The organism is Rhizobium sp. BK176, assembly GCF_024808055.1.
Map to the genome: position 1 here is coordinate 1 of NZ_JANUBV010000008.1, position 14,696 is coordinate 14,696.

The following is a 14,696-nucleotide window of genomic DNA, read 5'->3' on the forward strand; positions in this document are numbered from 1 at the left end:
CGAAAACATCCACCGCCTAACAGAGCCGGATCTCGGTACTGATGCGAGGCCAGCAGTGCAGCAGCCGTCAATGCGCATCGAAAATCGCGCTTACGGAAGATCGGCGATATGTTCGCGATCATAGGCTTGCACGACTTCAAGCATGAGATCCTCCGTTCCAGTTACTCTCCGAGCGCGACAGCTTCGAGGACAAGCGCCGAGCGATCCGCCAACGCCGGAACACGGGCGAGATAGGCCTGGAAGTGCTGCGTCTGGCGATGGGCTTCGACCGCCTCCGCGTCACGATAGAGCTCATCGAGCACGTAGCGCGTGGGCATTGAGGTGTCTCGCCATATGTCCCAGCGCAGATTGCCCGGCTCTGCCCGGCAATGCGGGATCATGCCGATCAGCAACTCGCGCAGTTCATCCGCCTTGCCGGGATGTGCAGTCAGGCTGGCGGTGATTTTCACGAATGATTGCGGCATGATGGTTCTCCCGTTTGACGTTGCTGCCTAGGCCAAAGAGGCGCGGTCTCGCAGGGCCGCAAGCAGCTTCTTTCCGAGTTCGCCTGCCGAAGCGGGATTCTGGCCCGTGATCAAACGTCCGTCGACGACGACATGCTCCTGCCAATTGGCAACCGACGAATAGTCGGCGCCCTCGGTTCTGAGCGCGTCCTCGAGTTCGTAGGGCACGTCCTCGCGGGCATAGTCATATTCCTCTTTCGTGGAGAAGCCCGTGAGCTTTTTGCCATGGACGAACGGTTTGCCGTCTCCGACGTCCACACCGAGCAGCGCGCAGGGTCCGTGGCACACGGCGGTCACCAGCTTGTTCGTCGTCCAGGCACGCGCGACCGCCTGCTGCACCTGCGCATTGCGCTGTATGTCGACCATCGGCCCCAGGCCGCCGGGCACAAGAATGGCATCGTAGTCGGCCGCATCCACCTCGCTGAGTTTACGACTGCGATTTAGCCGCCGAAAAGCCTTGCTCTCGAAGAACGCCTTCTGGGCGAGGTCCTTTTCGTCATAGGCGTCGTAAGGAGTCCAACCGCCGGCAGGAGAGGCGAATTCCACGGCGATGCCGGCGGTGTCGAGGACATCGAACGGATGGGCAACTTCCGCAAAGAAGAAGCCGGTTTTCCGGTTGTGCGGTCCGATCACGGCTGCGTTGGTGACGATGAACAGGACATGCTGGGTCATGATTGTCTCCTAGACATATGGTTCGGTTGGTTCTCGCGGGCCGTCCCGTCAGAATGTGACCACGGCACGCCCGACGATCTTGTTGTCCCGCATGAGATCGATGTATTCGTTGATATTCTTGAACGAGATCGTCTTGATCGTGTGCTGGATCTTGCCCGCGGCTGCCAGCGCCATGACCTCGATCAGATCCGCGTTGCTTCCCCAGAACGAGCCGTGAAAGGTTTGCTCGCCGGAGACACGTGGAAACAAAGGAATGTTGATCCGGTCGCCGATGAAGCCGACGTCGGCATAGTGCCCGCTGATCGCCAGGCGTGAGAAGGCTAGTTGCATCATCTCCGTAGCACCGGCGCAGTCGATGATCGCGTCGAACTTGTCCTGGCCGGTCGCCTTCTTGAGCTCTTTTCCGACATCCTCCGACGACTTGCCCTCGATCGCGATGATATGGTCGGCACCGTATTTCTTGGCGACCTGAAGCTTTTCCTCGTTCCGCGCGACGGCAACGACCGGGCCGCCCGCGCCCAGCAGCTTGGCATATTGGACGGCATAGGTGCCAAGGCCGCCGATGCCGAATACGCCGATGACCTTATCGGGTCCCAGGCCACCGGCATCGCGGATCTTCTTGAGTCCGCGATAGGGGGTCAGTCCGGCATCCGTCAGTGGTGCCAGCTGCTCGAACTTGAGATGTTTGGCAACTTTGATGGCATAGCGGGCTGGCACCGGGATGTATTCGGCAAAGCCACCATAGGTACCGAAGCCCGGCCAGCGGACATTGGGGCAGATATGCGTATTGCCGACCTGGCAATGCTTGCAGACACCGTCACCCCATCCGGGCGAGACGACGACATGATCACCTTCCGAAAGGCCAGAGGCTTTGGCCACCACGCCGCCGATCTTCTCGACCGTTCCGGTGATTTCATGACCAGGAATGACGGGGGGCGGGATATCGCCATAGCCCTGGAAGAAGCCATCGATGAGGAGCACGTCCGAGCGGCACATGCCACAGGCGGCGACCTTCACGAGCACCTCGTCGGGCTGAATATCGGGAACCTTGATGTCCTCAAGAACGAGGGGCTTGTTGTATTCGAGAATACGCGCGGCCTTCATAACAGGTCTCCTTCACCGTGTTGGATTTCTCATGATCGCGGCTGCCGCCGCCTCGGCGACCGCGATGTCCTGCTCGACAGAACCGGCGCTTGCGCCCACCGCACCGACGATCTGATCGCCAATCGTCACAGGCAGACCGCCGCCGAAAATCACGACACGGCCATCGTTGCTCTGCTCGATCCCGAACAGCGGTGCGCCGGGCTGTGCCAATTCAGCGAGATATTCGGTCGTCTTGTTGAACATCCGGGATGTCTTTGCCTTGCCGATGGCAAGATCGATGCTGCCTTCGAGCGCACCGTCCTGGCGTGCGAAGGCGATCAGCGCGCCACCCGCATCGACCACGGCGATGTTGTAGGGAATGCCAATTTTGGCCGCCTTGACCTCAGCTGCTTGGAGCATCTGCTTGGCGTCCGACAAAGTTAGCGTGCTCAGCGCGCGAGGCATGGTCCCTCCTCGATCCGATAGTTCCTCGACCAGTCACGTCCAGGCGCAAGCAGGCATGGCCAACAACGACCACCGAAAGCTAGAACCTGTTGATGCTGTCGGGCCGTAACCTGTGGGATTTCGTTATCCGCCGACCCCCACCTTGATATCACCGCTCAAGGAAGGTCGCCGGTTAAAAAAGGTAAATCTCCGATCAGGGCGAGCGGGCTCGGTTGGGATGGCCGCAATTCGCCTTCATATCCGTTTTGGACATGGTGGCCGTCGTATCAACGCAGCGGCCACTGTGGAGACAGCCCATTTCTCATCCGATCGGCCACCTTCCAATAGGTTCCGCTGGTGTTACGACTGTGGTCAACCGTGCATGAGTTGCAGACATAGATAGGTTGCCCATACACTTTTGCGCCGTGACGCGGTTGCCGGACAATTGGTTTCGACGAGGGAAGTCTTTATGAAGGGAACGGACTTCTCCGAATTCAGGAGCGGCTGGCGGATCGTTCTGGCCAGCCTGCTTGGAACGGCTTTTGGCTTGCCTGCCGTAGTGTTTTACACGATCGGCGTTTTCGCTCCGATCTTTGCGCGGGAATTCGGCTGGTCGTTCGCGACAATTTTTGGCGGCCTGTCGTTGTTGGCCGCTTCGGTCCTGGCTGTCGGGCCATTTTTCGCGATCTTGATCGACAAGTTTGGAGCACGGCTGGTGGCGTCGACCTCTCTGTCGTGCCTGGGCCTGAGCTATATGACGCTTGCGGCATCGAGCGGCTCGATTGGACAGTATTATCTCTCGTGGCTGGCCATCGCGATCTTCGGGCTGGGGGCGACGCCAGTCGTCTTCACGCGGGTGATCAACGGCGTATTCGAGGAACGCCGGGGGCTTGCCCTTGGCATCGCGTTGTCAGGCGCGGGGCTGTTCGCCTTCGTGGTGAAGCCGCTGGCGCAATTTTTGATCGAGACGGGCGGCTGGCGTGTCGCGATCCTCATCGTGGGCACAATGCCGATAGTCATGGCATGTCCGATGGTGCTTTGGGGCTTTGCCGGATTGCGCAGCAGGAATGTCGACGCGGGGTTGGCACCAAGGATTGCGTCGGAAGGCATGACCGCACGCGAGGCCTTCCGCTCACGCTCGTTCTGGCTTCTGGCCATCGTCTTCATTCCGATGTCCCTTGCCGTCGCGGCTCCGCTTCCCAACATCGAGAACATCCTTCGCTCGCTGCATCTGTCGCCGACCGAAGTCGTCCAGCTCGCCTCGCTCGTCGGCATAGCGGCTGTAGCCGGTCGGCTGCTGGGCGGCGTTCTGGTCGACAGGTTCTGGGCGCCGGCTGTTGGTACGGTCATATTGACGCTCGGCGCGGTCGCCTGCTTCACCCTGTCACTGGACGATGTGAGCTTCGCCATGGCTTGCATCGCCATTCTATTGCTTGGCCTGGTATCCGGGGTGGAATTCGACCTGATGGCCTATCTGGTTTCCCGCTATCTCGGGATGCGGAGCTACGCCACGACATATGCAACACTATACGGTATCTTCGTGGTCGGGGCTTTCGTGGGCCCCAGCCTGTTTGGCTACGCGTTCGACAGCACCGGCACCTATTCGGGCATCCTCAAAGCCTGTGCGCTGCTGCTCATCGGCGGCGCGACAGTGGTTCTTTTCCTGGGGCCTTATCCAACCCGGAAAGCCTAGCAGCGCCAGCGGGCCGATCCCGGTGGTTGTGTGACCGCGTTCGATTTTTACGTCTTTTAACCAGCCGAGCCGCAACCCTCACGATATCATCTCCGCAGTTTCCAGGACGGCCGGCATCGGTCCGCCGCCCATCGCGAGACATCAGGAGTTCGACACGATGAAACCCACAATCTGGATATTGTCCGCGGCCATGACTGCTTTTGCTCCAGCGGCCTCTGTCGCCGCCGAAAAACCCGTCTCGATCGTTCTGGTGCACGGCGCGTTCGTCGACGGCTCCGGCTGGCAGGCGGTGTTCGACACCCTGAGCAAGGATGGGTATGAGGTGCTGGTGGTTCAGAACCCGACGATCAGCCTCAGTGGCGATGTCGCGGCCACGGAGCGTGTGATCGCTAAGGCGAAACATCCGGTGGTCCTCGTTGGCCACTCCTACGGTGGGATGGTCATTACCGAGGCCGGCGATAACCCCAAGGTGCAAAGCCTGGTCTATGTCGCGGCGTTCGCGCCCGACGCCGGGGAGTCGGTGGCATCGCTTGCGGAACAGCCGGTTCCGGCCGGAGAATCGGCCGCACCGCTGTTGCCGCCCAGTGATGGCTACCTAACCGTCGACCCGTCGAAATTCCCGAAGGCATTTGCCGCCGATGTCGATGCCTCAATTACAGGCTTCATGGCCGCAGCCCAGGTTCCCTGGGGACTGGACGCTGTGAAGACCCCAATCAGCAAGGTCGCGTGGAAGGCCAAGCCCTCGTATTTCATGGTCACCACGAAAGACATGATGATCCCCCCAACCTTCCAGAGGGGATTTGCCAAACGGGCCGGCAGTGTGACCACCGAGATCGACAGCAGCCATGCCGTCATGCTTTCGCATGCCAAAGAGGTCGCAGCCTTCATCGAAACTGCGGATAAATAGCGGAACCGGATCATGCCCTACATCAAGATCATGGCCAACTTGCTTGCCAAGCCGGGCAAAGCCGAAGAACTTGAGGCGCTGCTCTTCGCCATGGCACCCGAGTGCAGGATGGAGCCGGGGAACCTGAGATGGGATGTCTGGCGGGATCAGGCGAAAGCCGACCGCTATGTTCTGGATGAACTCTATATCGACAACGCCGCGGTGGCGGCGCACCGCGAGACGCCGCATTTCAAGAATTACCTCGCCAGCATCCATGATCTCGCCGAACGGAGCGCCTTTGTCCTCGACCCCGTAATGGTTGCGAGCAAGAATGGCTAGGGTCAAAACTCAATCAGGATAGGTGTTTTGCCGGAGAGCTTCGAGAAGTTGACGCGCCTTCACCACGGTCACGCAGGGTAGTACGTCATCGAACTCGGCGCAGACGGGCGACAGCAGTTCGGCCGCGGCGTCGCGCCGGTCGGCTTCGACCCATAGTTCCGCCAATGCCGTCGATGCCCGAAGCCGGAAGAAAAGCGCGCCGCTTTCCCTTGCTGTTTCCGCCGCGAGCAGCAGCGTTTCCGACGCGCCCGACAGGTCGCCATCCAGTCGCTGCAGCATGGCGCGCACGCGTAACAGCTCCGGTCGAGACCAGTGTTCACCCTGTCGGTCGGCGCGGTCGAAAGAGGCACTCAGGCTGTCGCGGGCCAGCGCGATGCGCCCTTCGCGCAAGGCAGCCTCGGCGAGAGTGGCGAGATAGAACGGCACCCGAACAAGGAAGTTGTTGGCGACGAGTTGCTCGATCGCGAGTTTCATCGTGTCGACCCCTTCCGGGTCGCCGTCCGTGCTCCCGACGACGCCGCGGTAGAACAGGCAGACCGGCCGCCAGATCGCGATTTCGCATAGAGTAAGATTGCGGGCAAGCGCCGCGACATGCAGGCGTGCGATTTCGGTATCGCCGGACCAAAAGGCGATAGGCAAGGCGGCCTGCGCCAGAGCGTTGGAATGCGAGACCGTGTGGTTGAGTGCGACACTATGGTCGAGCGCGTCCTGCAATGCTGCCGCCGCTTCACGGCGATCTCCGGCTACCCAGGCCGTCATCGCCAATGCCACCCGGATCGACACGAACCGGTCCATCTGGAAGCGGGCAACAGCCGAGCGCTTTGCCGAGGTGGCATTGTCGCGCGCGAGCCGTTTCAGGCCGGAATGCGCGCGCCCGATATCGCCGCGATAGAAGACGGCCGTGAGCCTTACCCGTTCTCCCTCTACGATAGCCAGCCGTTCATCATCGCCGCCTGCGAGTTTGGCAAACTGCTCAAGCGTCGCGATCGCCTGCCTGTGTCGCCCGGTGAAGCTCTGCAATATGCCAAGCCCCCACAAGGTGCGAAGTTGATAATCGACATTGCCGATCTCGCGCGCCAGTCGGTTTGCCTCCGTCCACGCCGCGTCGGCTTCGGGACCGAGATTATCGGAGAAATTGAGGCCCGAGGCATAGGACGCGATGAGCTTCATCTTGATAGCGGGGTCGCAACGCGACAGTGCTTCCGTGCATCTCAGCGCACGCTCGACACATTGCCGGCTTTCAGCGACGGTCGACAATTCGTCCCAAAGCGGAATTGCAGCGGCGGTAAGGCGCACGCCCACCTCCGGCTGGGCGCCGTGACCGAGTGTCCAGTCGATCGCCTTGCGCAAGTCGTTCGTCCGCTGTGCGTAGCACGCGGTCCATTCATTTCTCGGCCTCCACAGCCACTCCGCTTCGGCTTGCTCGAAAAGCCGGAGCAGGTAGCGCGCGTGGCTGGATCGGGCATTGGCGGCTTCTCCACTCCTGTCCAACTGCTCGGCCGCAAAGCTGCGAGTGCAGTCGAGCAGACGATAGCGTAGTCCTTCGACGTCGTGCGCGGCCGACAAAAGCGATTTTGCCGCAAGGTTTTGCGTACAAGCGGCGATCTCCTCGATTGCTAGGCCAATGTGGTCGGCCACGCCGATGACATCGGAGAAAGAGAAGCTTGCCGAAAAGACCGACAGGAAGCGTAGAAGCTTGGCCTCCTCCTTGGACAGGAGCTGATAGCTCCACTCCAGGGTCGCGAGCAGGGTCTGGTGTCGTGGCGGGGTCCCCGCGGAACTGGCGACAAGTGGCTCAAAACTGTGCTCGAGCAGAAAGAGCAGGGTTGTCGGTTTCAATAACGGCAGCCGCGATGCTGCGAGCTCGATTGCAAGCGCAATACCGTCCAGACGCCGGCATATTGCTGCCACGACTGGTGCGTCAGCGTCATCGAGTTGGTATCCGCAGGCTTCGTTGACGCGTTGAACAAAGAGTTGGACCGCGGGGAAGGTCAGGGCATCTGCTCGGTTCTCTCCGCGGTGTTCGTCTGGATAGGGAAGCGGAGACAGGCGATAGACGCTCTCCGACCGTGATCGAAGCGGCTCCCGGCTTGTGGCGATGATGTGAAGGCCCGGAAGCGCAAGCGTAAGGTGTTCCGCGATCGCCGACGCGGTGCTGAGAACATGCTCGCAGTTGTCCAGCACGAGCAGCATTTCGTGACTGCGCAATGCCTCGACGATCCCGGCAAGCGTATTCGCCGATCTGCCGCCGATGCCCAGCGACGTCGCTATCGTCACCTCCACAAGCTGGGGATCGCCGATGACGGCAAGATCCACAAAACAGACACCGTCCCGATAGTTGTCCAGAAGGCTTTTTGCCGTGGCGACAGCGACAGTCGTCTTGCCGACTCCCGCTGGTCCGACAACGGTTACCAGTCGGCTTTCCGGAAGCCTGGCGGCGAGCTCCGCAACGACGTCGTGGCGACCGACAAGTTGCGGCAGGCGGGGCAACTCGCGGATGAAAGCGTTGGCCGCATCGAAGGAGAGGTGCGGCTGGCTTCCACCATAGATGCGCAGGGGCGCAACGAAGCGGTAGCCGCGGCCGGCCACGGTGGCAATGCACGACAGGCCTGAGGCCGTTCGTGGAAGGGCCCGGCGCAGCGCGGCGATGTTGACTTTCAGGTTGCTTTCGTGAACGAAGGTGCCCGGCCAGGCGAAACTCATAAGCTTGTCCTTGCCGACGACCTCTCCCGGGTGGCTCACGAGCAGGTGGAGCAGATCGACGGCCCGGCTTCCCAACCGCAACGGCTTGTCGCGAAACATCAGTAGTTGCCGGTCCGGAATGAACCGATAGTCACCAAAGCAATATGTCTTGCCGTCTGATTTGCCGGATCGTTCCATGCGCTCTCAGATGATTTCGCTGTGACCGTGCTGTCATGAGTTGCGCCGAACGAATTCAAGGCTCAAACTGGCGCTTGCCAGCGAATTTAGCCGCTTTTCGCGCCAGGGTCACCCACCCGTGTTGGCTCAACAAGTGAAGACGTTCATCATGACTGAGCGCACGATCATGCCGCACTCGGGCGACAATATCACCTCGCGGTAAAGTGCTGGCATTGCTGGACCTGTTGCGCCGTGGCAGCAATAACGACGCAAGGCATGCAACCTCGCAGCCGAAATTGAATTCCGTCTGATTGTGACGTTGTGAAATATATTTCACAATATGAATTATATTGACAAGTATTTCATCTTCGCCTTTATTGTTCCCATCGAACTTCGAGGAGGAAGTTCGGTTTCAACGCGATCAGCGGCGTCGGTTTGACGCCCTCGGGCTTTTGGGAGGGGCTTCGGCCTCGAGGAGGAATCTTGCGCAAATTTTTAGGCTCGACCGCATTGGCGGTCCTTGCAACAACGCTTTTTGCCGGCACGGCGTCGGCGGAGACCGACAATCCGTTCCGCTGTAAGCCGGGTGAAAAATACGTCATGAACGTCATGGTTTCGGGCGTCGAATACTGGTTCCCGGTCTATGAGATGTTCAAGCAGGCCGGCCAGCAGTTCGGCTGCGAAACGGCCTATACAGGCACGCCGGAATATGACGTCAACAAGCAGATCGCCACCTTCGACCAGGCGCTGGCCCAGAACCCGGCCGGCATCCTCGTCCATCCGATGAACTCCGATCCGTTCATCGAGCCGATCAACCGCGCCATCGACCAGGGCACGGCCGTCGTCACCTTCGCCGCCGACTCGCCGCTTTCCAAGCGCGTTTCGTTCATCACCTCGGACAACAACCGCGAAGGAGTCTATGCCGCCGATGCGATTGCCGAGAAGATGGGTGGCAAGGGCGAATATGCGGTTCTGGAAAATCCTGGTCAGGACAACCACGACAAGCGCATCACCGCCTTCATCGGCCGCATGGAAGAAAAGTGGCCGGACATGAAGCTGGTTGGCCGCGCCGCTTCCAACCAAGACCCGACCAAGGCCTATCAGGGGCTTTCGAGCCTGATTCAGGCCAATCCGAACCTCGGTGCAGTCTTCATGCCAGAGGCGAACTCCGCGATCGGTGCCTCGCAGGCGTCCAAGGAAAACGGCGGCAAGGTTCTCGTGATGTGCGCCGACGTCAACGCCAACATCCTCGACATGATCAAGGCCGGCGAAGTCTTCGGATCGATCAACCCGAACCAAGGCATGCAGGGCTATATGGGCTTCATGCTGCTGTGGCTTGCAAAGCACCCGGAACTGATCGACCCGATGAATGACGCCAAGCGCTCGGGCTTCAACCCGATGAGCATCCCGGTGGTGGACAACGGCCTTTCGATCGTCACCGCCGAAAATGCCGACGACTTCTATTGGGACAAGTACCTGAAGCGGCGTGGCACGAAGGGAATCGAGGAATAAGGGGCTCTTCTCCCCGGGTGGATGAGGGGCTGGCTCTGAGCATGCCGCACTGTCCCTGTCCCGTCATCGCCTCGCAAACTTGGCACTTCTCCCCGCTGGGGGAGAAGCGTCAGATTACAGCGGCCGCCTCGATCTGTTGCCGGCTATGAAGTAAGGGAAAATGACCAATGACGGAGCCGGTGCTTACCATTCACGGCATGACCAAGCATTTCGGGGCGGTGAAGGCCTTGACCGATGTCAACTTCACGCTCGAACGCGGCGAGGTTCATGCGCTGTGTGGCGAAAACGGCGCCGGAAAGTCGACCCTGATGAACATCATCGCGGGCGTGCTGCAGCCGACCGAAGGCGAGATCCGCGTTGATGGCAAACCCGTGCGTATTGCTTCGCCGGCTGCCGCGCAATCGCTGGGCATCGGTCTCGTGCATCAGGAAATCGCACTTTGCCCGGATGCGACAGTGGCCGAAAACATGTTCATGGCGGCGACCAACCGGCGACGCACCCCTTTCATGAATTACCGTGCCCTGGAGCGCGATGCCCAGGCAGTGATGAACCGGCTCGCCGCCATCGATGTGCGCCAGAAGGTCGCGGACCTGCCGATTTCCAGCCAGCAGCTTGTCGAGATCGCCAAGGCGCTGACGCTAGACTGCCGCGTTCTGATCCTCGATGAGCCCACTGCTGCGCTTACCGAAACGGAGGCGCAGCGGCTCTTTTCCATCATCCGCGACCTCAAGGCGAACGGCATCTCGATCATCTATATCAGCCATCGCATGGCGGAGATCTTCAGTCTCTGCGACCGGGTGACCGTGTTCCGTGACGGCCGTTATGTCTGCACCGACAACATCGCCGATGTCACGGCTGACGACGTGGTGAGCCGCATGGTCGGTCGCGAGATTACGCAGCTCTATCCCGACAAACTCGGAGCGGGCGAGGCATCCAGCGAGACGATCCTTGAAGTCGATGGCATCAGCGACGGTGCGCGTTTTCATGACATCAGCTTCGATTTGCACAAAGGCGAAATCCTCGGCATTGGTGGCCTGATCGGCTCCGGCCGCACGGAAATCGCCGAGGGCATTTGCGGCCTTCGTGCGCATACATCCGGCGAGGTCCGCCTGCATGGCAAGTCTCAGGCGATCCGCGCCTATGCCGATGCCGTTAAGGCCGGTATCCTCTATCTGTCGGAGGATCGTAAGGGCGCGGGCATTTTCCTGGAAATGTCGATCGCCCAGAATATCTCGGTGCTGAACCTGAAGGCGCTCACCAATCATGCCGGTCTGCTCAACGGTCGCGCCGAGGCGATGGTGGCGGAGGATTTCGCGCGGCGGCTGGCGGTGCGCATGCTCGGCGTCGAGGCGCCGGTCAAATCGCTTTCGGGCGGTAACCAGCAGAAGGTGGCGATCGCCAAGCAACTTGCCGTCAATCCCAAGGTGATCCTGATGGATGAGCCGACACGCGGCATCGATGTCGGCGCGAAAGCCGAAATTCACCGGCTGCTGCGCGACCTTGCGCGCGGCGGTATCGGTATCGTCGTCATCTCTTCGGAAATGCCCGAGCTGCTCGGGCTCTGCGACCGCGTGATGGTCGTGCGGGAGGGGCGCATCGCGGGCGAGCTTGGCCCGCAAGACATGACGGAAGAAGCCGTGATCCGCCTTGCATCGGGGGTCAGCGCGGCGAGGACGGCAGATCATGCCGCTTAAGGAGGGGGAGACGGGAATGGCAATCGACACGATGGCGGCGGACATGCCGAAAACGGGGCATTGGAAACGCATCGGCACCATGCGCGAGGCGGGGCTGATCGCTATCATCCTAGCTCTCTGTGTGATCATGAGCTTTGCCTCTCCGCACTTCCTCACGTTCGGCAATTTCCGCGCCATGCTGATGAGCTTTTCTGTGGAGGGCATCGTCGTCGTCGGCATGACGATCCTCCTGATCGTCGGCGGTATCGATCTCGCCGTCGGCTCGGTGGTCTGCTTTGCTATGGTGCTCTCCGGCTCGCTGTTCCTTGCCGGATTGGACCCGTGGACGTCCTCGCTAGTCGGCATTCTCGCCAGCGGTTTCATTGGGGCGATCATGGGCTTCTTCGTGACGGTGGTCGGGCTCAATCACTTCATCACCTCACTTGCGGGCATGGTGATCGTACGCGGGCTTTGCCTGATCATAACCAAGGGCACGCCGCTCTCGCTTTTCACGCTGCCGGCAAGTTTCAAGGCCGTGGGGCAGGGCACGTTCTATGGTGTTCCCTACGTGATCCTGATCTTCGTCGCTGTGGTCATCCTGTTCGATTTCCTGCTGCGCCGGGCGACTGCCTTCCGCAAGGTCTTCTACACCGGCAGCAACGAGAAGGCGGCACTCTATTCCGGCATCCGCACCAACCAAGTGAAGTTCTGGGTGACGGTTCTCTGCTCAACGCTGTCAGGTGTCGCAGGTGTCATCTATATGTCCCGCTTCGGTGCCGCGACGCCCACTTTCGGCGTCGGCATGGAGCTGAATATCATCGCGGCGGCGGTTATCGGCGGGGCTTCACTGAACGGTGGCTCGGGCACGATCTTCGGCGCCATCCTTGGCATTGCGCTGCTCTCGGTCGTCACCTCGTCGCTGATCCTGCTCGATGTCTCCGTCTATTGGCAGGACATGATCAAGGGGTGCATTCTGCTCGCCGCCGTTTCCATCGATCATTTCCTGCACAAGCGGAAGGCCGTCTGATATGCCGATCGCCAAACTGAAACCCAAGACCACAGCGCCACGCGAGGAAATCGTCATCGCGCGCCAGATGCACCAGGCGCTCGTGCTGCACTTCCTCGAAGGTTTGACGCAGTCGCAGATCGCCGACCAGCTCGGCATCTCGCACGCCACCGTCAACCGGCTGATCAAGCGCGGCCGCCAGCTCGGCCTTGTCGAGATCAAGATCAAATCGCCGGTCGAACCGCTGGTGGACATGGAAGAACGCCTGCTTTCGCTCGGCGGCATCCGCCGCGCCGTGGTGGTGCCGACAGTCTCCGACAATCCGCAGACGGCGTTGCAAGCGGTTGGGGAAGCGGCGGCTCGGCTGCTGCTGGAGGAAATCGCCGATGGCGACACGATCTGCATCACCGGCGGCAAGGGTGTCGGGGCAGTCGTCGCCGGCCTGCAGCCCGCCCGCCGTTTCGACGTCGAGGTGATCCCCGCGACCGGCTGCGTTCAGGGCAAGCACTATACCGACGTCAACCACGTCTCGACGCTGATGGCCGACCGGCTCGGCGGACGCTCCTACCAGATCCACGCGCCGCTCTTTGCCGATGATGCCGTGCAGCGGGACATGCTGCTCAACATGCGCGCCGTCGCGGATGTCTTCCGGCGGGCGCGGGAAGCCAAGGTCGCGGTGGTTGGTAGCGGCTCGATCCTCAGCGCAGACTCGACGTACTACGATCTGCATCCTTCTTCGAGCGAGGACCGCAAGGCCATTGAACATTCCGGCGCGAGTGCGGAACTGCTCGCCCATCTGCTCGATGGCGAAGGCCGGGTCTGCGATTACAGCCTGAACCGGGCGCTGGTTTCGCTGACGCTGGAAGAGTTCGCCTCGATCCCGACGAAGATCGGCGTGGCAAGCGGCCTCAACAAGGCCAGCTCGATCCTGAGCGTCCTACGCGGCAACCATCTCGATACGCTCGTCACTGACGAGGCCACCGGGGCGCGCATTCTTGAAATTGCATCCGGGGAAGGGTTTTCGGCATGAGCGGCGAACAGTTGATCCGCGAGATCGGGCGCTCCGGCGTCAGGGCCTCGGCCGTAGGGCTGGGCACGTGGGCGATCGGCGGTTGGATGTGGGGCGGCACCGACGAGGCGCAATCCATCGCCGCCATCCACGCCTCGCTTGATGCCGGCGTGACCCTCATCGACACGGCCCCGGCTTATGGCCTCGGCCGCTCTGAGGAGATCGTTGGCAAGGCGCTCACCCGCCGGCGCGACAAGGCTGTCATCGCCACCAAGTGCGGCCTCGTCTGGCATACACAGAAGGGAAAGCATTTCTTCGACCAGGATGGCAAGCCGGTTCACCGCTATCTCGGGCGTGACTCTATCATTCACGAAGTCGAGGAAAGTCTGCGCCGGCTCGGCACGGATTATATCGACCTCTACATCACCCACTGGCAGGACGTAACGACACCGATCGAGGAGACCGTGCGGGCGCTTGAAGAGTTGAAGTCGGCTGGCAAGATCCGTGCCATCGGCGCAAGCAACGTCGATAAGGCCGGGCTTCAGCAATATGTTCAAACTGGATCGCTCGATGCGATCCAGGAGCGGTTCAGTATGATCGATCGCGAAATCGAGGCGGACCTGCTGCCACTTACTGTTCAAAGCGGGATTTCGACGCTCAGCTACTCCTCGCTGGCGCTCGGTCTGCTGTCGAGCACCATCGGACCGGATCGCATCTTCGCAGGCGACGACCAGCGCAAGGGCAATCCGCGCTTCTCCGTCGCCAACCGGCAGAAGGCGAAGGCGTTTTCCGACGCGATCGGGCCGATAGCGGAGCGGCATGCGGCGAGCGTCGCGCAGGTGGTGATCGCCTGGACGCTTTCGCAGCCGGGCGTCACCTTTGCTCTCTGTGGCGCACGCAATCCGGCGCAAGCACTCGACAATGCACGAGCCGGAACGCTCAGGCTTTCTGCGGACGATCTTTCGGCCATTGACGCGGCGCTGGCCGCGAAACTGGCTAACATGGACGGATAACAGG

At 60.9% G+C, this 14,696-nt stretch carries 13 protein-coding genes; 8 read left to right on the plus strand and 5 right to left on the minus strand.

The window, feature by feature from the left end; translation table 11 throughout:
- Positions 1-161: 161 nt before the first annotated feature.
- From FHT76_RS22425 to FHT76_RS22440, 4 genes are read right to left on the minus strand one after another with little or no spacing between them, the layout of a single operon-like run.
- Positions 162-464, minus strand: a complete 303-nt coding sequence (locus tag FHT76_RS22425; RefSeq protein ID WP_259185884.1) for a putative quinol monooxygenase — start codon at positions 462-464, stop codon at positions 162-164.
- Positions 465-491: 27 nt separating this feature from the next.
- Positions 492-1,175, minus strand: a complete 684-nt coding sequence (locus FHT76_RS22430) for a type 1 glutamine amidotransferase domain-containing protein (protein WP_183863049.1) — start codon at positions 1,173-1,175, stop codon at positions 492-494.
- A 48-nt stretch (positions 1,176-1,223) separates the two neighbouring features.
- Positions 1,224-2,279, minus strand: a complete 1,056-nt coding sequence (locus FHT76_RS22435) for an NAD(P)-dependent alcohol dehydrogenase (protein WP_183863051.1) — start codon at positions 2,277-2,279, stop codon at positions 1,224-1,226.
- A 12-nt stretch (positions 2,280-2,291) separates the two neighbouring features.
- Complete coding sequence (locus tag FHT76_RS22440) at positions 2,292-2,723, minus strand: heme-binding protein (RefSeq protein WP_183863053.1); 432 nt, start codon at positions 2,721-2,723, stop codon at positions 2,292-2,294.
- 448 nt (positions 2,724-3,171) lie between these two features.
- Here FHT76_RS22440 and FHT76_RS22445 point away from each other — a divergent pair, with 448 nt between their 5' ends.
- The 3 genes from FHT76_RS22445 (at position 3,172) to FHT76_RS22455 (ending at position 5,620) form a co-directional block, all read left to right on the plus strand.
- Complete coding sequence (locus FHT76_RS22445) at positions 3,172-4,395, plus strand: MFS transporter (RefSeq protein WP_259126301.1); 1,224 nt, start codon at positions 3,172-3,174, stop codon at positions 4,393-4,395.
- 190 nt (positions 4,396-4,585) lie between these two features.
- Positions 4,586-5,302, plus strand: coding sequence for an alpha/beta fold hydrolase (locus FHT76_RS22450; protein WP_183863057.1), 717 nt, complete (start codon positions 4,586-4,588; stop codon positions 5,300-5,302).
- Between the two features lie 12 nt (positions 5,303-5,314).
- Entirely contained in the window at positions 5,315-5,620 is a 306-nt protein-coding gene (locus FHT76_RS22455; RefSeq protein WP_183863059.1) for a putative quinol monooxygenase, read from the plus strand.
- A 9-nt stretch (positions 5,621-5,629) separates the two neighbouring features.
- Here FHT76_RS22455 and FHT76_RS22460 read toward each other — a convergent pair whose 3' ends face one another.
- Complete coding sequence (locus tag FHT76_RS22460; protein ID WP_259185886.1) at positions 5,630-8,500, minus strand: helix-turn-helix transcriptional regulator; 2,871 nt, start codon at positions 8,498-8,500, stop codon at positions 5,630-5,632.
- A gap of 462 nt (positions 8,501-8,962) precedes the next feature.
- On the opposite strand from FHT76_RS22460, the gene FHT76_RS22465 reads away from it, so the two are divergent.
- The 5 genes from FHT76_RS22465 to FHT76_RS22485 all read left to right on the plus strand — a co-directional run bounded on the left by FHT76_RS22465 (position 8,963) and on the right by FHT76_RS22485 (position 14,692).
- Complete coding sequence (locus FHT76_RS22465) at positions 8,963-9,991, plus strand: substrate-binding domain-containing protein (protein ID WP_183757651.1); 1,029 nt, start codon at positions 8,963-8,965, stop codon at positions 9,989-9,991.
- Between the two features lie 167 nt (positions 9,992-10,158).
- Positions 10,159-11,685: a sugar ABC transporter ATP-binding protein gene (locus FHT76_RS22470; protein WP_259126304.1), complete on the plus strand. Its 1,527-nt coding sequence runs from the start codon at positions 10,159-10,161 to the stop codon at positions 11,683-11,685.
- 16 nt (positions 11,686-11,701) lie between these two features.
- Complete coding sequence (locus tag FHT76_RS22475; RefSeq protein ID WP_183863064.1) at positions 11,702-12,691, plus strand: ABC transporter permease; 990 nt, start codon at positions 11,702-11,704, stop codon at positions 12,689-12,691.
- Between the two features lies 1 nt (position 12,692).
- On the plus strand, positions 12,693-13,700 hold the full coding sequence (locus FHT76_RS22480; protein WP_259185889.1) for a sugar-binding transcriptional regulator: 1,008 nt from the start codon (positions 12,693-12,695) through the stop codon (positions 13,698-13,700).
- Entirely contained in the window at positions 13,697-14,692 is a 996-nt protein-coding gene (locus tag FHT76_RS22485) for an aldo/keto reductase (protein ID WP_183863068.1), read from the plus strand. The genes FHT76_RS22480 and FHT76_RS22485 overlap by 4 nt, the downstream gene beginning before the upstream one ends.
- Positions 14,693-14,696 lie beyond the last annotated feature (4 nt).